The following is an 18,964-nucleotide window of genomic DNA, read 5'->3' on the forward strand; positions in this document are numbered from 1 at the left end:
ATCTTCGACCTCGTCGACTACGGCGTCGTCGGCGACCTCTTCCAGGTCGTCCCCCAGCTCACCGACGAGGTCAAGTCCCGCAAGGGCTGACCCGCTGTCGAGCTGTATCCCTTCCGACGGTCCGGGGCCGCGTGGTGTGTTCTCACCGCGCGGCCCCGGACCGTTTCTGATCACCATTGACGCAGGTCCGACGGCCTTATAACTTCACTATACGGATTGTTGATTCCGGGAAGCGGAAACAACGGGACTGTGGAGGGTGTGGAAATGGGTCAGCAGGAGAAGGTGGCAACGAGCCTCGCCGGTGCGGTCAGCGAGGAGATCAGCGCCTCCCTCACGGCGGTGGACGCCGAGCTTGCCCGCCGCTACCCGGGAGACCCCGGCACCCGCCAGCCGGTCCACACGGTCTACGTCCCCGGCGACACGTTCACCGCCGGCACCATCCGCTCCTGGGGCGACCAGGCCCTGAAGGCCATGGACGAACACGCCCCCGACGCGGCCTCGTTCGCCGCAGTCCTCGGCATTCCGGACGAACTCGCCGTACCCGTCCACGAGCGGGTACGCGCCAAGCTGGAGCGCGAGCCCGTCGAAGACCTGCGCATCGACTTCGAGGACGGCTACGGCCCGCGCCCCGACGCCGAGGAGGACGAGGCCGCCGCCCGCGCCGCCCGGCTCGTCTCGGAGGCGTACGGGAACGGCACGGCGGCCCCGTACATGGGCATCCGGATGAAATGCATGGAGGCCGCCGTACGCGACCGCGGTATCCGCACCACGGACATCTTCCTCACCGGCCTGATGCAGGCGGGCGGCCTCCCCGACGGGCTGGTCCTCACCCTCCCCAAGGTGACGTACCCCGAGCAGGTCACCGCCTTCGTCCGGCTCCTCGAAGCGTTCGAGCAGGCGCACGGGCTGCCGGCCGGACGGCTCGGCTTCGAGATCCAGATCGAGCGAGACCAGCCAGTCCATCCTCGCCGCCGACGGCACCGCCGCAGTCGCCCGCATGATCGACGCCGCGCAGGGCCGCGCCACCGGCCTGCACTACGGCACCTTCGACTACAGCGCCTGCATCGGCGTCAGCGCCGCCTACCAGGCCAGCGACCACCCGGCCGCCGACCACGCCAAGGCCGTCATGCAGGTCGCCGCCGCAGGCACCGGCGTACGGGTCTGCGACGGCTCCACCAACGTCCTTCCGGTCGGCCCCACCCATCAGGTCCACGAGGCCTGGCGGCTCCACTACGGCCTCACCCGCCGCGCCCTGGCCCGCGCCTACTACCAGGGCTGGGACATGCACCCGGGCCACCTGCCGACCCGTTACGCGGCCGTCTACACCTTCTACCGCGAGGGCCTGGAACAGGCCGCCGCGCGGCTCGCCGCGTACGTCGCCAAGGCCGGCGGCGACGTCATGGACGAACCCGCCACCGCCAAGGCGCTCAGCGGGTACCTCCTGCGCGGCATCGACTGCGGCGCCCTGGGCACCGCCGAGGTCGCCCGCCTGACCGGGCTGACCCGCGCGGACCTGGACGCCTTCGCGTCGCCGCGGCGGGGCGGGCTCACGGTGACCGCACCGTAACGGCAGACCACACCAGGGGCTGCGCGGCGCAGCCCGGCGGCTCAGGCGGGCGGCAGTTCGCCCGAGCCGCGCTGGATGAGCGTCGTGGGGAGCTCCACGCGGGCCGGGGCGTGGTCTGCTCCGTCCAGGCGGCGGAAAAGATGCTCGGCGGCGGTGCGGCCGACGGCGGCGGCGTCCTGGGAGATGACGGTGATGCCGAGCAGGTCGGCCAGTTCGATGTCGTCGAAGCCGACCAGGGCGACCCGGCGTTCCTGCTCGGCGAGGACACGTACCGCTGTCACCGTCACCCGGTTGTTGCCCGCGAACAGCGCGGTGACGGGCTCGGGGCCGGAGAGCATCTTCTCGGCGGCGGCCCGGACCCGGTCGGGGTCGGTCGAGCCGAGGGAGACCCACGAGTCCTCGACCGTCGTCCCGGCGTCCGCCATCGCCGCGTGGTAGCCGCGCAGTCGCTCGGTGGCGGTGTGGATGCGCGGCTGGTCGCCGATGAAGCCGATCCGGCGATGGCCGTGCGCGATCAGATGGGCGACGCCTTCGCGGGCGCCGCCGAAGCTGTCCGAGAGGACGATGTCGGCGTCGATCCGGCCCGCAGGGCGGTCCACGAAGACGGTGGCGATACCGGCCTTTATCTCCGGCTCCAGATAGCGGTGGTCATCGCCGGCCGGAATCACGATCAGTCCGTCCACCCGGCGCGCACACAGGGCGAGTACGAGCTCCTGCTCGCGCTCCGGGTCCTCGGCGCTCGACCCGTTGATGAGCAGGGCGCCGTGTGCCCGGGCGACCTCCTCCACCGCGCGGCTCAGCGGTCCGTAGAACGGGTCGGCGAGATCCTCCAGGACCAGGCCGATGGAGGCGGTGCGGCCCTTGCGCAGGACGCGCGCGCTGTCATTGCGGCGGAAGCCGAGCGCCTCGATGGCCTCCTGGACCCGGCGTTCGGTGTCCGGCGTGACGCCCGGCTCACTGTTGACCACACGGGAGACCGTCTTGAGGCCCACTCCGGCGCGGGCGGCCACATCCTTCATGGTCGGCCGGTTGCCGTAACGGGTCTCGGAGTGACGGGCGGTCTCGGCCACGGTGCGCTGTCCTGTCGTCGGGTGCGGGCGGTCCGGCGGGCCCGCGAGCGGTGCCGCGGAGCGGGCCGGAGGCTGTGCCGTCGAGCATAGGCCCTGGACAACGTTGTCAGCTGAATGGAGACTGGGCAGACTGTTTACCGAAGCCGCAGGTACCCGCCCCCCTACTCACGGAGCCACACCGATGCATACCGACCTCGCCGCCGCGCTGGACATCGGCGGCACCAAGATCGCCGCCGCGCTGGTGGACGGCAGCGGCGCGCTCCTCGTACGGGCGCAGCGGCCGACGCCCGCCCGGGAGAGCGCCGAGACGGTGATGGGGGCCGTGACGGAGGTCCTGGCCGAGCTGTCAGGCTCACCGCTGTGGGGACGGGCGACGGCCGTCGGCATCGGCAGCGCGGGCCCGGTGGACGCCTCGGCCGGTACGGTCAGCCCCGTCAACGTCCCCGGTTGGCGCGACTTCCCGCTGGTGGAACGGGTCGGCAAGGCGGTCGGCGGACTGCCCGTCGAACTGGTCGGCGACGGCGTCGCGATGACGGCGGCCGAGCACTGGCTGGGCGCGGCCCGCGGCTACGACAACGCGCTGTGCATGGTCGTGTCGACCGGTGTCGGTGGCGGACTCGTCCTCGGCGGAAAGCTGCACCCCGGCCCCACGGGCAACGCCGGGCACATCGGTCACGTCAGCGTGGATCTTGACGGTGACCCGTGCCCGTGCGGTTCGCGTGGCTGCGTCGAGCGCATCGCCAGTGGACCGAACATCGCCCGCCGGGCGCTGGAGGCCGGCTGGCGGCCCGGACCGGACGGCGATGCCTCGGCCGCCGCCGTGGCCGCCGCCGCGCGCGCCGGGGACCAGGTCGCCATCGCCTCGTTCGAGCGAGCCGCTCAGGCGCTGGCCGCCGGAATCGCCGCCACCGCCACGCTCGTCGAGATCGACATCGCGGTGATCGGCGGGGGAGTGGCCGGTGCGGGGGACATCCTCTTCGCCCCGCTGCGCCGTGCCCTGCGCCAGTACGCCACGCTCTCCTTCGTCCAGCAGCTCACGGTGACCCCGGCGGTCATGGGTACCGACGCAGGGCTGGTGGGCGCGGCGGCCGCGGCGGTGCGGGTGGGCTCGGGCGGGGCGGTGTCCGTCTAGGGCCTCAAGCGCCTGACGAGAAGCGCCGGACGGGCCCCAGGACCGGTGTCCTGGGGCCCGTCCGGCGATCGAAGGCGCGACGAGGCCGCGACCGCGATGCCCCGTCAGCTCCCCGTCAGCAGGTGATCCTCAGGTCCGCCCAGTCCGCGTGGTCGGAATCGACACCGTCCCCGCCGTCGGTGACCACCAGACGTACCACCTGCGCACCGCTCACATCCGCGGACAGCGACTGCGCGGGCGTCGCATTGGTCAGTACGCCGGTCGACGCCGCCTTCGTACCGTCGGCCCAGACCTCGAAGGCGACCGTCCCCTTGGTGCCCTTCTCGTCGTCGACCCCGACCTGCGCCGTCACGGCGCTGCACGCCTCGCCGGTGTAGAACTCGACGGCGCTGTCGGCATGGACGCCGAGGCCCTTGGCGAAGACCGCGCCGCCGATGGTGAGCGGATTCCCGTCACCCGCCCGGCTCTCACCGTTGCTGGTGTCCTTCTCGACCGGGCCGTAGCCGTTGGCGGCGGAGAGCTGGGGCAGATCGCTCAGGTAGCTGCCGCCCGCAGGCGGCGCGACCACCACATGGGCCTGGAACGGGACCGTGGACCTCACCCGTGTCCCGGCCGGTGAGCGGTACCGGGCGGTGAGCGTCAGATCGTACGTACCGGTGGCCGTGCCCGCGGGGGCCGTCACCTGCCAGCGGGTGCTCAGGGCCCGGCCGGTCGGCAGAGCCGGTGATCCGGTCGGCGATGCCGCCTTCACCTGCCAGCCCGAGGGGCCGGTGAGCGCCGCGGAGACCTTCGTGGCGGGGGTTCGGCCGAGGTCGGTCACCGTCGTCGTCAGTGCGGCCGTACCCCCGGCCTCGACCAACGGGCTTCCGTTCAGGCCGAGTTCCACGGCGGGCGGATGCGCGGCCCACTTGCGGTCGGCGGCGATGCGCAGCAGTACGGTCCCGTGGGCCGGGACGGTCGCCGAGACGCTGCCCGCCGTGTTGTACGTCGTGTGCTCCCACAGGTCGCGCATCGTGTACGCGGTGGCCTTCGGCAGCCCCGCAGCCTCGGCCGTCGTCGAGATGCGCTGTGCGCTGCCGGTCTCGTTGAAGAGGGCCACGACGCGGCTGCCGTCCTGCATCTCCTTGGTGACGACCCAGCGCCCGCCGGTCGAGGAGAGCACGGTGCCCTGCTTGCCCAGCGGGTCCTGATCGACCGCGATGACCTCGTGGTTGGAGAGGATCTCGAAGGTCTCCGGGCTTGCCTTGCGCAGATCGGAACCGATGAGCAGCGGCGCAGCCATCACGGACCACATGGAGAAGTGGGTGCGGTACTCCGTGTCCGTCATGCCGCCGTTTCCGACCTCCAGCATGTCGGGGTCGTTCCAGTGCCCCGGTCCCGCTGCGGAGGCGAGGGGCAGATTCTGCTTCATGATCGACAGCATGCTGCCCCAGCTGTCGTTGATGTCGCCGGTCGTGCGCCAGAGGTTGCCGATTTCACCGGCCCACTCCCAGGGCTTGTTCTCGCCCCATTCGCAGATGCTGTAGACGATGGGGCGGCCGGTCGCCGCCAGCGCGTCCCGCATCGTCGTATAGCGCTGTTTCGCGTCGACGCCCTGGTTGTTGCAGTTGTCGTACTTGAGGTAGTCGACGCCCCAGTCCGCAAACTGCTGCGCATCGCTGTACTCATGGCCGAGCGCGCCCGGAAGTCCCACGCTGTCGCAGGTCTTGGTGCCGGCGCTGGTGTAGATGCCGATTTTCAGGCCCTTGGAGTGGACATAGTCCGCGACGGCCTTGATGCCGTTCGGGAAGCGCTGCGGATCGGCCTCCAGCTTTCCGTCCGCATTGCGCTGTGGCTTCGCCCAGCAGTCATCGAGATTGACGTACTGATAGCCGGCGTCCTTGAGGCCCTTCTCGACAAAGATGTCGGCGATGCCCTTGACCATGGACTCGTTGAACTCGGCACGACAGTGGGTCGAGTTCCAATTGTTGAACCCCATCGGAGGGGTGAGCGCAAGGCCGTTGCCGGCCTGCGGAGCGGGCGCGGGCGAGTCTGCGACGGCGGGAACGGTTGTCCCCGCAGCGCAGAGCAGCCCGGCCAGCAGCGCTCCGATGACTCCGCGGTGGCTGGTTCGGGTTGTACGGGTTGGAAGATGACGCATCGTTACGTTCCTCCATACTCGTGCCGCATCGGTGACGGCATGTGCACGCCAAGACGTGCGATTACGTTAGGGCGTGTTGAAGTCTGTTGGAAGAGGAGCGGCATCGGTTGTTCAGTATCTCGTCAAAACCCTTGACGGCACCATCGCTTGGGGGTGAGATCCAATCGCACGTTCGGTTGTGTTGGGTTGCACCCCAAAGGAGTTGGGCATGACGCAGTCTGATTACGACAGGTCAGGTGTGCCGGGCAGCGTCGCAGGACATCGGATGTCCCGGCGAAGTCTGCTGCGTGGTGCGGCAGTCGGCGCGGGAGCCGTGACACTTCCCTCCTTGCTCACCGCCTGCGAGAGCGGCCCCGGTGGTGACGGAAAAACGATCACCCTGGGTTCGAACTCGTCCGACCCCGTTCCGAAGAAGGCCTTCGCCGACGCTTTCGCGGCGTACGAGGCGCAGTCGGGCGGGCGGAAGGTGAAGGTCAACACCGTCGACCACAACACCTTTCAGGAAAACATCAGCCGGTATTTGCAGGGCAAGCCGGACGATGTCTTCATGTGGTTCGCCGGCAACCGGATGCAGTTCTTCGCCGAGAAAGGCCTGCTGCACGACATCAGTGACAACTGGCAGGACTACAAGGGCTTCTCGGCCGCACTGAAAGCCCAGTCCACCGGCGCGGACGGCAAGCAGTACCTCACGCCGTACTACTACTATCCGTGGGCCGTCTTCCACCGTAAGAGCCTGTTCACCGACCGCGGCTATCAGGCACCGAAGACACTCGACGAGTACGTGGCTCTCGCCAAGCAGATGAAGAAGGACAAGCTGGACCCCATCGCCTTCTGCGACAAGGACGGCTGGCCCGCCATGGGCACCTTCGACTACATCAACATGCGGACCAACGGCTATGAGTTCCACAAGAGCCTGATGGCGGGTGAAGTCGCCTGGACCGACAAGCGGGTCAGGGAAGTCTTCGACACCTGGCGCCGGCTGCTCCCGTACTGCCAGCAGGGCGCCAACGGCCGTACCTGGCAGGAGGCCGCCACCAGCCTCCAGAAGAAGGAGGCCGGCATGGCCGTGTTCGGCCTGCCGCACCCCGGCGCACAGTTCCCCAAGGGCGAACAGGACGACATCGATTTCTTCCCCTTCCCCGTCATCAACCCGGAGCACGGGCAGGACGCGGTCGAGGCACCCATCGACGGGTTCCTGCTGGCGAAGAAGTCGAAGAACCTCAAGAACAAGAAGAACCTGGAGAGCGCCAAGGACCTGCTCAAGTGGCTGGCCACCGGGAAGGGCGAGGACATCTACCTGAAGAGCGACCCGAACAACATCGCGGTCAGCGACCAGGCGGACATCTCCGCGTACTCACCGCTCCAGAAGAAGGCCGTGGAACTGGTCTCCGGGGCGAAGCAGATCTCCCAGTTCCTGGACCGCGACACCCGGCCGGACTTCTCCTCCACAGTCATGATCCCGGCGATCCAGAAGTTCATCAGCAGCCCGAACGACGTGGACGGCCTGGTCAACGACATCGAACGGCAGAAGAAGACCATCTTCGCCGCCGACTGACCCCGGACGACCCCGATGGAATCCGACTGAACCTGGAGTACCGACCGTGTCGTTCATCTCGGCGCGGCGCACCCGACGGAGGGTCTCGCGGCGGTTCACCGGCCGCGACCTCGCCGTACTCGGTGTGCTGCTCGGCATACCCGTCCTGCTCGACATCGCCGTCGTGTGGGGACCCACCCTCGCCTCCGTCGTGCTCTCCTTCACCAGCTGGGACGGCATCGGTGACATCAAATGGGTCGGTACGCAGAACTACGAGAACCTCTTCACGAACTACCCGCAGTTCTGGCCCGCCGCCCGGCACAATCTGCTCTGGCTGGCCTTCCTGGGCCTGGTCGCCGCACCGTTCGGGCTGCTGCTCGCCGTACTCATCGACAGGGGCGTGCGCTTCAGCCGCTTCTACCAGTCGACGCTGTACATGCCCGTCGTGCTGTCGCTCGCCGTGGTCGGCTTCATCGCCCAGCTGATCTTCTCCCGCGACCAGGGCGCCCTCAACGCGGTCATCGGGGACACGAATTCGCCGACCGACTGGCTCGGCGATCCGAACCTCAACATCTGGATGGTCCTGCTGGCCGCGGCCTGGCGGCACACCGGCTACGTGATGATCCTCTACCTCGCCGGGCTCAAGGCCGTGGACCCCTCGCTGAAAGAGGCCGCGGCGATCGACGGGGCGGGCGAGGCCCAGACCTTCTTCCGCATCGTCTTCCCCACGCTGCGGCCGGTCAATGTCATTGTCGGCGTCATCACCGTCATCGAGTCCCTGCGCGCCTTCGACATCGTGTACGCCGTCAACCACGGCCGCAACGGACTCGAACTCCTCTCGGTGCTCGTCACCGACAACATCATCGGTGAGGCCAGCCGCATCGGATTCGGCTCCGCCATCGCCGTCGTCCTGCTGGCCGTCTCCCTGGGATTCGTCGTGACGTACCTGGTCCAGGAGCTCCGAGGGGAGAAGAACCGTTGACCGTCCACATCGCCCCCGCCCGCCCCACCGCACCGCCGGCGCCGCCGGCCCCCGCCGCCCGGCGCCGGATCCGCCCCGGCAGGATCGGCGTCCACGCCTTCCTGATGACGGTCTCCCTCGCCTTCCTCGCTCCGCTGCTGCTCGCGGTGTACGCCTCGCTGCGGCCGTACGACGAGACCTCGGCACACGGCTACTTCTCGCTGCCGCGCCACCTCTCCCTGGACTACTACCGCCAGGCGTTCTCCGATTCCGGCATGACGAAGTACTTCGTCAACACCATGATCATCGCGGTCCCGGGGGTACTCATCACCCTCTTCCTCGCCTCCTTCGTGGCCTTCGCGCTGGCCCGGCTGAAGATGCGCGGCGGGCTCGTCCTGCTCATGCTCTTCACCGCAGGGAACCTGCTGCCGCAACAGGTGATCGTCACACCCCTGTACGTCGTCTTCAACCGCATCCCGCTGCCCTACTGGATGTCCGACTCGATGACGATGTTCGACTCGTACTGGGCCGTCATCACCGTCCAGATCGGCTTCCAGCTCGGCTTCTGCGTCTTCGTCCTGGCCAACTTCATGCGCACTCTGCCGCAGGAGATCCTGGAGGCCGCCATTGTCGACGGCGCGGGCGTCTGGACCCAGTACTGGCGGATCACCCTGCCCCTGTGCCGCCCGGCCCTGGCCGCGCTCGGCACGCTCCAGTTCACCTGGATGTACAACGACTTCCTGTGGGCACTGGTCTTCATCTCCGACGGCGACAAGCTCCCCATCACCTCGGCGCTGAACAATCTCCGGGGCCAGTTCTTCACGGACTACAACCTGCTCGCCGCAGGCTCGGTGATCGTCGCTCTGCCGACACTCGTGGTCTTCCTGCTGCTCCAGCGCCACTTCATCGCGGGCCTCACCCTGGGCTCCAGCAAGGGGTAGTTGCCGGCCTGCGAAAGCAACTTCACGAGCCAACTCCGACGAGCCTCCCCGCGTTGCCGGATTCGTGACGGGCAAGCTGGGCGGGAAGGCCAGCCGCCGGGCCTGGTTCGAGTCCCAACTGATCCCGGGGATCGACCTGTTCGCTCTGTAGGGGCTGCTGTTCGCGATCGTTGTGCTGTTCGCCCTCCAAGGCGACGCGATCACCTCCCAGCCGCTGGACGTGGCGCGGATCGCGCTGCCCCTGCTGGCGTGGACGTTCACGGAAGTCGACACTCACATCGCCGAGGCGAAGCGCTGCGCAGAGCAGACCGGGGATGCCTCCGAAATCCACTGGCTCAGCTTCGGTCCGACGAACGTGGCACTTCACAAGATGTCGGCGGCCGTCGAGATGCGCCAGTACGAGGAAGCCCTCACCCAGGCCCGGCAGATCACCCTGCCCACGGCCCTGGCCACATCCCGGGACGCCCACTTCCTCATCGACAAGGCCCGCTCGGAGATGGAAACCGGCCGGACCGAGGCCGCGCTCAGCAGCATCATCGACGCCCGGCACGCCGCCCCGGAGCAGACGCGCTACCACCCGGGAGCCCGCGAGACCGTCAAGGGCCTGGTGCACATCTTGCGCCGCACCCGGACACCCTCGGGCACATGGCCTCCTGGATCGGACGGTAACCACGCTCACGCCCCGGTGGCCCGGGTCTCAGTGGCCCCGGTCCGTCGACTGCTGGGGCACGACCACCAGGAACGCGTCCTGCTCCAGATCCATTACCACCTCGGCCGCCACGCCCTCGCAGCGGCGGGCGGCCGCGAACTCCTCCGCGGGCCAGCTGCCTCGCGGCCCTCCCGCAGGAAACCGCTCAAGTACTGTGCGACGCACGGTGCACCCCCTGGTCGTCGGTCCGGCCTGCCCGCTCCAACGACCTTGCGCCGCCCCCGTTACGGCTGTGCGGACGGCCGGACTCGTACAGTGGGACGCCTTCCACGGGCATCCGATGATTCCTTTCGGGTAACAGCATCGCCACAGCCGGGTTTTCGCGGCAGGGTGTTGCGGGCAAGCCACAGGGGGCTACGGAAGAGGGGGAACCGTGATCGTCTGGATCAACGGTGCGTTCAGCGCGGGCAAGACGAGCGCCGCGCGCGAGCTGGTCGATCTGATCCCGAACAGCACGTTCTACGACCCTGAGCTGATCGGCGTGGGGCTGCGGTATCTGCTGCCCCAGAAGAGACTTGCCGAGGTGACGGACTTCCAGGACCTGCCGATCTGGCGGCGTCTGGTGGTGGACACCGCCGCGGCTCTGCTCGCCGAGGTGTCCGGCGTGCTGGTGGTGCCGATGACACTGCTGCGACAGGAATACCGCGACGAGATCTTCGGAGGGCTCGCCTCCCGGCGCATTCCGGTGCGCCATGTCCTGCTCTCACCTGAGGAAACGATCCTGCGCAAACGGATCGCCGACCGGGTGGAGTTCGCCGACGACCCGGAGCACAGTGAACGGATCCGGCAGTGGGCCTACCAGCACATCGAGCCCTACCGGGCGGCGCTCGGCTGGCTCTCCCGGGACGCCCACACCATCAACACCAGCACGCTCACTCCGTACGAGACGGCCGAGCGGATAGCCGAGGCGGTCCGCACCGGGGCGGCCACCGCATGCGAGATCGTGCAGACGCCCGAGCCGACCGCGGAGACCGTCGCGGCCGGCGTGCTCCTCTTCGACGAACACGACCGGGTGCTGCTCGTCGACCCGACGTACAAGCCCGGCTGGGAGTTCCCCGGTGGAGTGGTCGAGGCCGGCGAGGCACCGGCACAGGCCGGAATCCGTGAAGTGGCCGAGGAGATAGGCATCCATCTCGACCGGGTGCCGAAGCTGCTCGTCATCGACTGGGAGGCGCCCGAACCACCCGGCTACGGAGGGCTGCGGATGCTCTTCGACGGCGGCCTGCTGCCCGGGGCGGACGCCGAACGGCTGCTGCTGCCCGGCTCCGAACTGCGCGGCTGGCGGTTCGTCACCGAGGAGGAGGCGGCCACCATGCTGCCTCCCACCCGGTACGAACGGCTGCGCTGGGCGCTGCGCGCCCGGGAGCGGTCAACCGTGCTCAACCTGGAGGCCGGAGTCCCGGTCGGCTGAGGCACGCAGCACCGCCGCGGCGTCGACGGTGAGCGGATCGCCGTGCCCGAAGCAGACCGTGGCCGGTTCCAGCGCGGCCAGCCGTCGGAACGAGGCCACGGCCTGCGCCCGGTCGATGTTGAAGACGCCCAGAATCACCCGATCGACCGCGGCCACGCAGTCGCCGGTGAACAGCACACCGTGGTGCGGCAGATGGATACCGATGGACCCGGGGGTGTGGCCGGGGGAGTGGACCACCCGGGCCCCCGAGCCGAACCCGATCTCGTCGCCGTCGGCCAGCTCGCGGTCGACACGGGTCGGCGGAGCCGGAGGAACAGCCAGCCCGTGCTCGTACAACGGGCGTTCCCAGTCCAGCAGGACGGGGCCGGCGATCTCCTCCTCGCCACGGATCACCGGGGCGTCCAGCCGATGCGCCAGGATCTCGGCGCCGTGCCGGTCGGCGAGCTCCTGGGCGGCGCCGTAGTGGTCGCGATGGCCGTGAGTGACGACGATGCGGCTGATGCGGCCCGGGTCCAGGCCGAGGCCGTGCACCGCGTCCTCGATCGCGGGCGCCGCATTGATGTCGCCCGCGTCGATGAGAGTCAGGTCCGCGCCGTCGCGCCACAGATACGCCTGGCCGATGGGGAAGCGGAACATGTGCAATCGGGGAAGCACCTCGACGAGATCCATACAGCGAACATACGCTGACGTGCCCGCCCGCCGCCCGCCGCCCGCCGCCCGCCGCCCGGATCCAGGCTCTGGGCGAGCTTCGCTCAACGCGTAGCCCGGCGGCACGGACGGCCCGGAACCCTGGGGCCGGGCGTGAACGGAGTCAGCGCCATGGGATGTTCCGCCACGGGCTGCCCTCGTTCTCCGTCAGGAGACGGTGAGCCACGACGTTCTGCTCGTAGAACGTGCCGTACTGCTCGTCGTCGAAACGCAGCACCCTGCCCAGCGCGTACGCCGCGGAGAACGACTCCCACGAGTCATAGGCCGACTTGCTCAGCGCCCCCGCGTGCACGATCGCCTGCTCGGCCTCGTGCGGATGGCAGAAGCGGGCCGACAGCCCCCAGCGAGCCAGGTTCACGGCACGCCCGTAGTCGTAGGCGACCGTGGTGGTGACCATGCCGTCCGGCGGCAGCAGCCCGTCGGCGCGGAACCGGGCCTCGTACCGGACGATGCGCCGCACCAGCTCCTCGATGTGCGTGACCGTGTCCTGGCCCAGCCCGATGTCCTGGGCGTGCCCGGCAGCGGTCTCGCGCCACAGGTCGGCGGGCGGCGGCCCGCCGAGAGCGGCCCGCAACTGCTCCCGCACCCGGAGTGTGAAATCGGGCTCCGGCGGGCTGTTGCGACCCTCCAGGAGGACTGTCAACTGCCGTTGCCAGCCACTGCGTTCGGTGACTCCCCACATGTCGCGGAGCAGTTCGAGCTCCTCGGTGTATCCGTGGTACGCCGTGCCGACCTCGTTCCACGGCACACCGTTCCCGATCGCCAGATGCGCGCCGCAGGCCAGACCGTGGGCGAGGGGCCCGTGCAACGCGCCGTGCCGCAGCGCGGTCAGCCGGTCCCCGCGCGAACGGTCGTTCTCCGCGTAGTACCGGAGCCACATCGCGCGGTGCTGCGGCGTGGTGGGAAGAAGGATCTGCGCCGGGCTGCCGGTGTTGACCGACAGCAACTGCTGCGGGTCGCGCCAGCCGAACTCGGCGATCCACTTGAGGGAGACCCGGTGGAACACCCACTCCGGATGCCAGGGCGGCAGCATCCCCTGAGTGAGCACCTGGCGCCCGTAGCGCCCCGTCTCGTCCCGGTGCGAGCGCCAGACAATCATGTCGGGATCCGCGTCGACCTCCGCCTTCAGCGCCCAGATGTAGAGCTCCGCACCGGCCAGTACCCGCAGCTGCGCCTCCACGTCGCCACGCATCCCGGCCTCGTACAGCAGATGCTCGGTCGCGGTGGGAGAGGCCCAAGGAGCCCCGTACGCAGGGTTGCCGGGGAAGCGGGGGAGTGGGCGTGGGTTCATGACCACGGGATGTTCCTGTATGGGCTCGTCGGATCCTGTGTGAGGACGCGGTGCTGGGTGAGCGACTCCGCGTACTTCGCCTCGGCATGGTCCTCGCCGTCGAAAAGGATCATCCGGGTCAGCGCGTAGCCGAGGGAGAACTCCTCCCAGGAACCGTACGTCCGCCGCGCCAGTTCGCCGATCCGCAGTACGGCCTGCTCGGCCTCCTGCGGGTCGCAGTAGCGCGCACCCAGCGCCATCCGTACGACATTGACGGCACGGCCGTGGTCGAAGGCGGACAGTGTGTCGATCCGGCGGTCCGGAGGGAGGACGCCGTCGGCGCGGAACCGGCCCTCGTACCACGAGATGCGCCGAAGCGCCTCGTCCGCCTCCGCCAGGTCCGCGGCGGACGTGCGGCGCCGGCTCAACGTCATGGTGACGCTCTCGGACCACTCCTGGTGGGACGGCGTCCGCTCCAGGCGACCGGCCAGGGCGCGCCGGATCCGGAGCACCGACTCATGGGTGCGGCCGATGAGGCGGGTGGCCATCAGTGCGTCGAGCGTCCGCCGGTGGTCGGCACGGTTTTCGATGCCCCATGGACTGCGCAGCCGTGCGATGTCCGTCTCGTAATCCGCGTAGGCGGCGCCGAGTTGGTTCCAGACGAGGCCGTTGTGCACGGCGAGATGCGCGCCGATGGCCAGTCCGTACGCGAGCGGGCCGTGCAACTGACCGCCCCTGTGGGTGAGCAGCCGGCCCGCCGGCGGTCCGCCGGACCGCGCGTCGGCGGACAGCCACGCCCTGCGGTGTTTCGGGCGGGCCTCGACGGTGATCGCGCACGGCGTCGCGAGGTTCACGCCGAGCCACCACTTGTTGTCGGGCCAGCGGCCGGCGAGTTCGGTGAGCGTCGTCCGACGGAAGACCCAGTCAGGATGCCAGGGCGGCAGCATGCCGGACGTCAGCACGGGGACGCACGTCCGGCCGGTCGCGGGGTCGTACTGCGAGGGGAGCGGCGCGGTGAAACCGGGGGTGTCGGCGTGCAGTCGGGCGACCATCACATGAAGCCGGCAGCGGGAGAGTGTGTCGAGCACCGCTTCCGTGCTGCCGCTCGCCCCGGACTCCTGCAGCAGCCGTTCGGTCTCCGTCGGCGGCGCCCAGCCGATCCCCGTCCCCGTTGTCACGGACCGATCCTATGAAACCGGGCCCGGACCCGCCCATGGCGGGTGGCCCGGACCCGAGGAGCAGGTGCGGACCCGGTCCGCCGTGGACAGGGTCCGGACCGGTCGAGCCCTGCGGACAAGAGATCCGCAGGCACACGGCGGAGCCAGTGACGCGAAGTCAGGCCCGCTTGGACTCCGCGTAGTTCCGCAGGAACAGGGCCTCGGCGAGCGACAGCCGCTCCAGCTCCTCGGGTGACACGCTCTCGTTCACCGCGTGGATCTGTGCCTCCGGCTCGCTCAGGCCGATCAAGAGGATCTCGGCCTCCGGGTAGAGGGCGGCGAGGGTGTTGCAGAGCGGGATCGAGCCGCCCATCCCGGCCGTCTGCATCTTCTCGCCGGGGTACGCGGCCTCCATCGCCTGCGCCATGGACGTGTACGCCGGGCTGGAGGTGTCCGCGCGGAACGGCTGGCCCTGGCCGACCTGTTCCACCGACACCCTGGCCCCCCACGGGGCGTGTGCCTTGAGGTGGGCGGTCAGCAGCTCGGTCGCCCTGGCGGCGTCCTGGCCCGGCGGCACCCGCAGGCTGACCTGCGCCCGCGCGCTCGCCTGCAGCGACGGTGTCGCGCCGACCACCGGCGGGCAGTCGATACCGATGACGGTGACGGCGGGCCGCGCCCAGAGCCGGTCGGCGACCGTACCCGTGCCGATCAGTCCGACGCCGTCGAGGACCTTCGCGTCCTTGCGGAACTCGGCCTCCGCGTACTGCAGTCCGTCCCATTCGGCATCCGGGGCGAGTCCGTCGACGGTCGTGGTGCCGTCCTCGGCGCGCAGCGACGCCAGCAGCTGGATCATCGCGGCCAGCGCGTCCGGGGCGGCGCCGCCGAACTGTCCGGAGTGCAGGTTTCCTTCGAGGGTGTCGAGCGTGACCCGCAGCATCGTCATGCCGCGCAGCGTCGCGGTGACCGTCGGCAGACCGACCCGGAAGTTGCCGGTGTCGCCGATGACGATCGTGTCGGCGGTCAGCAACTCGGGGTGCGCCTCGGCGTACCGCTCCAGACCGCCGGTGCCCTGCTCCTCGGAACCCTCGGCGATCACCTTGACGGAGACCGGGACACCGCCGTCGGCCTTGAGGGCGCGCAGGGCGAGGAGGTGCATGATGAAGCCGCCCTTGCAGTCGGCCGCGCCGCGGCCGAACCAGCGGCCGTCCCGCTCCGTCAGCTCGAACGGCGGGGAGAGCCAGGCGGACTCGTCGAGCGGCGGCTGCACGTCGTAGTGCGCGTAGAGCAGTACGGTCGGGGCGCCGGCCGGGCCGGGCAGGAAGCCGTACACCGACTGGGTGCCGTCGGGGGTGTCGAGCAGGGCGACATCCTGGAAGTCCTCGGCGCGCAGCGCGTCGGCGACCCAGTTGGCGGCCGCCTCGCACTCGCTCTTCGGGAACTGCGCGGGATCCGCCACCGACTGGAAGGCCACGAGCTCGGTCAGCTCCGCCTTGGCGCGGGGCATCAGCGAGGCAATGGTCTCGGAGATCGGACGGGCGGTCATGGGCACGCTCCTCGTGGGTGCGACGTTATGTGTACGAATCCGGGTACATGTACACCGAGTGTGCGGTGTCGCATGTAGGACGAACGCACGGTCGATCCTCCCACAGCGGGGGCCGGGCCGGGCGCGCCGTAGGATGCCGTGAGCAGCATGGGCCACTGGTGGGATCGGGAGCAGAAGCACATCGTGAGCAGCGAGAACGCAGACGCCGTACATGAGCACGAAGAGTCGTCCGTGTGGGACGTCGTCGTAGTCGGTGGCGGACCGGCCGGAGCCTCCGCGGCATACGCGGCTGCGGTCGCCGGCCGACGGGTACTGCTCCTCGAGAAGGCGGAACTGCCCCGCTACAAGACGTGTGGCGGCGGCATCATCGGGTTTTCGCGTGACTCGCTGCCGCCCGGATTCGAACTGCCGCTGCGGGACCGGATCCACGCGGTCACGTTCTCGCTCAACGGCAGGCTGGCGCGCACCCGCCGCTCCAAGCGGATGCTCTTCGGGCTCATCAACCGCCCGGAGTTCGACGCGGGGCTGGTCGAGGAGGCGCAGAAGGCGGGCGCTGAACTCCGTACCGGAGCGACGGTGACGAGGGTCGAGCAGCACGGCGCCGCGGTGCCGGACCGGCGCACGGTCGCCGTGGTGCTGTCCGGCGGCGAGACGGTCCTGGCCCGCGCGGTCGTCGGTGCGGATGGCAGTGCGGGGCGGATAGGGGCCCATGTCGGGGTGAAACTCGACCAGGTCGACCTCGGCCTGGAGGCGGAGATCCCGGTTCCGGAGACGGTCGCGGAGGACTGGGCGGGGCGGGTGCTGATCGACTGGGGCCCCATGCCCGGCAGTTACGGCTGGGTGTTCCCCAAGGGTGACACCCTCACCGTCGGCGTGATCTCGGCGCGGGGTGACGGGGCGGGGACCAAGCGGTACCTGGAGGACTTCATCGCCCGGCTCGGTCTCGCCGGCTTCGAGCCGAAGATCTCCTCCGGACATCTGACGCGCTGCCGCAGCGACGACTCGCCGCTGTCGCGCGGGCGGGTGCTGGTGTGTGGCGATGCGGCGGGGCTGCTGGAGCCGTGGACCCGCGAGGGCATCTCCTTCGCGCTGCGGTCGGGGCGGCTCGCCGGTGAGTGGGCGGTGCGGATCTCGGAGTCGCACGATGCGGTGGACGCCCGACGCCAGGCGCTCAACTACGCCTTCGCCATCAAGGCCGGCCTGGGTGTCGAGATGGGCGTCGGACGGCGCATGCTGAAGCTGTTCGAGCGTCGTCCGGGGGTGCTGCACGCGGTGCTGACGGGATTCCGCCCGGCCTGGAACGCGTTCGCCGGGATCACCCGGGGAACGACTTCACTGGCCGAGCTGGTCCGTACGCATCCGCTGGCACAGCGGGCCCTGTCGGCGATGGACCGCTGACACCTGGCATCTGACACCTGACATCTGACGCCGAGGGCGGGCCGGGCCGCACGGTCAGCCCTCCACGGTGATCCGGAAGACGGGGTGGTCCGGGCAGGCGGCCAGGAGTTCCGCGTCCGTGGACTTTGCGGTGATGCCCTGGAAGTACTGGTTGACCTCCCAGCCCCACCGCTTCAGGTAGGCGCGGACGATCAGCACCTTCTGCTCGTCGTCCGCGATCTCCACGGCCGTGAAGGTGCGGATCTTCCGGCCCACCCGCAGCTCCCCGCCGCCGGCGACCCGCATGTTGCGCACCCACTGGGAGTGGCCCCGCGCGGAGACCAGATACTGCGCGCCCTCGTAGGCGTGGGGGTTCACGGGGATGCGCTGCATCTGCCCGCTCTTGCGGCCGCGCACCGACATCTCGGCCGAGCCGAGAAGGCTGACGCCGTGTCGGGCGAGCCGGCCGATGATGCTGTTCATCCGGACGTTGAACGCGTTGCCCTGAAGGTAGTACGGCTGAGACATGGTGACTCCCCACTGGCTTGAGAGCAGTGCTCTCGCTTGAGATCAGTGTGCACGGAATTGCTGCTCAAAAGCAAGAGCAGTGCTCTCGTTATTGGTCGGTGCTCTTCACTCATGTCAGACTGGAGATCATGAGCACTGTCCGAGGAGCCAGGGAACGGGCCCGTATCGAGGTCACCGCCGCCATCAAGGACGAGGCGAGGAAGCAGCTCGCGGCCGAAGGTGCCGCGAAGCTCTCGCTGCGCGCCGTCGCTCGGGAACTCGGTATGGCGTCCTCCGCGCTCTACCGCTACTTCCCCAGCCGGGACGAACTGCTCACGGCCCTGATCGTCGATGCGTACGACTCCGTGGGCGAGACCGCCGAGGCCGCCCACCGGGCTGCCCGTGCCGACGCCGCCGCCCACCTCGCCCGCTGGACCGCCGTCGCCCACGCCGTACGCGACTGGGCCCTCGCCCACCCGCATGAGTACGCCCTGATCTACGGCTCGCCCGTGCCCGGTTACACCGCACCGCAGGCGACGATCGGCCCCGCCTCCCGCGTCGGGCTCGTCCTGATCTCCGTCGTCGGCGAGGCCTACCGCACGGACGGTCTCGCCGTGCCACCGCTCGCCGACGAACTGCGCGCCGAGGCCGAGCGGATGGTCGCCGAGTTCGCCCCCGGCCTTCCTGTGGAGGTCGCCACCCCACTGGTCGCCGCCTGGTCGCAGCTGTTCGGGCTGATCTCCTTCGAGATCTTCGGCCAGTTCAACCGCGTGGTGGAGGCCCGGGAGATCTTCTTCCGGGAAGCCGTCACCGAACTGGCCCGCACGGTCGGCCTGCTCGGCCGCCGAAGCAACTAGATCGGGGCCGGCGCTGTCCCGTCCCCGCCCCGTCCGACGTACTCCACAGGGAGTACGGGTGATCACCACGCCCGGCTGAC

The 18,964-nt window shown here is 69.6% G+C and carries 15 protein-coding genes and 2 pseudogenes; 9 read left to right on the forward strand and 8 right to left on the reverse strand.

The window, feature by feature from the left end; translation table 11 throughout:
- Positions 1 to 264: 264 nt before the first annotated feature.
- Positions 265 to 1,567, forward strand: a pseudogene (locus ACGFU7_RS40210) (DUF6986 family protein).
- A 41-nt stretch (positions 1,568 to 1,608) separates the two neighbouring features.
- Here ACGFU7_RS40210 and ACGFU7_RS40215 read toward each other — a convergent pair.
- Positions 1,609 to 2,637: a LacI family DNA-binding transcriptional regulator gene (locus tag ACGFU7_RS40215; RefSeq protein ID WP_393702933.1), complete on the reverse strand. Its 1,029-nt coding sequence runs from the start codon at positions 2,635 to 2,637 to the stop codon at positions 1,609 to 1,611.
- A 181-nt stretch (positions 2,638 to 2,818) separates the two neighbouring features.
- On the opposite strand from ACGFU7_RS40215, the gene ACGFU7_RS40220 reads away from it, so the two are divergent.
- Positions 2,819 to 3,769 carry an ROK family protein gene (locus tag ACGFU7_RS40220; RefSeq protein WP_393702935.1) on the forward strand — a complete coding sequence of 317 codons (951 nt, stop codon included), beginning with the start codon at positions 2,819 to 2,821 and terminating at the stop codon, positions 3,767 to 3,769.
- A 115-nt stretch (positions 3,770 to 3,884) separates the two neighbouring features.
- On the opposite strand, the gene ACGFU7_RS40225 is transcribed toward ACGFU7_RS40220, so the two are convergent.
- The gene (locus ACGFU7_RS40225; protein WP_393702936.1) at positions 3,885 to 5,909 is read right to left on the reverse strand and encodes an NPCBM/NEW2 domain-containing protein; all 2,025 of its coding nucleotides are present in this window, start codon (positions 5,907 to 5,909) and stop codon (positions 3,885 to 3,887) included.
- A 265-nt stretch (positions 5,910 to 6,174) separates the two neighbouring features.
- Here ACGFU7_RS40225 and ACGFU7_RS40230 point away from each other — a divergent pair, with 265 nt between their 5' ends.
- From ACGFU7_RS40230 to ACGFU7_RS40245, 4 genes and pseudogenes are all read left to right on the forward strand, one after another.
- Positions 6,175 to 7,464, forward strand: a complete 1,290-nt coding sequence (locus ACGFU7_RS40230) for an ABC transporter substrate-binding protein (RefSeq protein WP_393702992.1) — start codon at positions 6,175 to 6,177, stop codon at positions 7,462 to 7,464.
- A gap of 46 nt (positions 7,465 to 7,510) precedes the next feature.
- The gene (locus ACGFU7_RS40235) at positions 7,511 to 8,425 is read left to right on the forward strand and encodes a carbohydrate ABC transporter permease (protein ID WP_393702938.1); all 915 of its coding nucleotides are present in this window, start codon (positions 7,511 to 7,513) and stop codon (positions 8,423 to 8,425) included.
- Positions 8,422 to 9,345: a carbohydrate ABC transporter permease gene (locus ACGFU7_RS40240; RefSeq protein WP_393702939.1), complete on the forward strand. Its 924-nt coding sequence runs from the start codon at positions 8,422 to 8,424 to the stop codon at positions 9,343 to 9,345. Before ACGFU7_RS40235 ends, ACGFU7_RS40240 begins: the two co-directional genes overlap by 4 nt.
- Before the next feature lie 46 nt (positions 9,346 to 9,391).
- Positions 9,392 to 10,014, forward strand: a pseudogene (locus tag ACGFU7_RS40245) (arsenic resistance protein); the annotation flags it as partial.
- Between the two features lie 28 nt (positions 10,015 to 10,042).
- On the opposite strand, the gene ACGFU7_RS40250 reads toward ACGFU7_RS40245, so the two are convergent.
- The gene (locus tag ACGFU7_RS40250; RefSeq protein ID WP_393702941.1) at positions 10,043 to 10,219 is read right to left on the reverse strand and encodes a hypothetical protein; all 177 of its coding nucleotides are present in this window, start codon (positions 10,217 to 10,219) and stop codon (positions 10,043 to 10,045) included.
- Between the two features lie 208 nt (positions 10,220 to 10,427).
- On the opposite strand from ACGFU7_RS40250, the gene ACGFU7_RS40255 reads away from it, so the two are divergent.
- A complete protein-coding gene (locus tag ACGFU7_RS40255; RefSeq protein WP_393702942.1) occupies positions 10,428 to 11,465 on the forward strand; it encodes an NUDIX domain-containing protein in 1,038 nt (345 codons plus the stop codon).
- On the opposite strand, the gene ACGFU7_RS40260 is transcribed toward ACGFU7_RS40255, so the two are convergent.
- From ACGFU7_RS40260 to ACGFU7_RS40275, 4 genes are all read right to left on the reverse strand, one after another.
- Positions 11,424 to 12,134 carry an MBL fold metallo-hydrolase gene (locus ACGFU7_RS40260; RefSeq protein ID WP_393702943.1) on the reverse strand — a complete coding sequence of 237 codons (711 nt, stop codon included), beginning with the start codon at positions 12,132 to 12,134 and terminating at the stop codon, positions 11,424 to 11,426. The two genes, ACGFU7_RS40255 and ACGFU7_RS40260, sit on opposite strands and share 42 nt — an antisense overlap.
- 142 nt (positions 12,135 to 12,276) lie before the next feature.
- Positions 12,277 to 13,464: a DUF1266 domain-containing protein gene (locus tag ACGFU7_RS40265; RefSeq protein WP_393702945.1), complete on the reverse strand. Its 1,188-nt coding sequence runs from the start codon at positions 13,462 to 13,464 to the stop codon at positions 12,277 to 12,279.
- A complete protein-coding gene (locus ACGFU7_RS40270) occupies positions 13,461 to 14,621 on the reverse strand; it encodes a DUF1266 domain-containing protein (protein WP_393702947.1) in 1,161 nt (386 codons plus the stop codon). Before ACGFU7_RS40270 ends, ACGFU7_RS40265 begins: the two co-directional genes overlap by 4 nt.
- A gap of 157 nt (positions 14,622 to 14,778) precedes the next feature.
- Entirely contained in the window at positions 14,779 to 16,143 is a 1,365-nt protein-coding gene (locus ACGFU7_RS40275; RefSeq protein ID WP_393702948.1) for a dipeptidase, read from the reverse strand.
- A 183-nt stretch (positions 16,144 to 16,326) separates the two neighbouring features.
- On the opposite strand from ACGFU7_RS40275, the gene ACGFU7_RS40280 reads away from it, so the two are divergent.
- Positions 16,327 to 17,541, forward strand: coding sequence for a geranylgeranyl reductase family protein (locus tag ACGFU7_RS40280; protein WP_393702950.1), 1,215 nt, complete (start codon positions 16,327 to 16,329; stop codon positions 17,539 to 17,541).
- Between the two features lie 54 nt (positions 17,542 to 17,595).
- On the opposite strand, the gene ACGFU7_RS40285 is transcribed toward ACGFU7_RS40280, so the two are convergent.
- Positions 17,596 to 18,048: a nitroreductase/quinone reductase family protein gene (locus tag ACGFU7_RS40285; RefSeq protein ID WP_393702952.1), complete on the reverse strand. Its 453-nt coding sequence runs from the start codon at positions 18,046 to 18,048 to the stop codon at positions 17,596 to 17,598.
- A gap of 128 nt (positions 18,049 to 18,176) precedes the next feature.
- On the opposite strand from ACGFU7_RS40285, the gene ACGFU7_RS40290 reads away from it, so the two are divergent.
- Positions 18,177 to 18,884, forward strand: a complete 708-nt coding sequence (locus tag ACGFU7_RS40290) for a TetR/AcrR family transcriptional regulator (protein ID WP_393702953.1) — start codon at positions 18,177 to 18,179, stop codon at positions 18,882 to 18,884.
- The last annotated feature ends 80 nt before the right edge of the window (positions 18,885 to 18,964 follow it).

Source organism: Streptomyces sp. NPDC048473 (genome assembly GCF_043200155.1).
Taxonomy (GTDB): domain Bacteria; phylum Actinomycetota; class Actinomycetes; order Streptomycetales; family Streptomycetaceae; genus Streptomyces.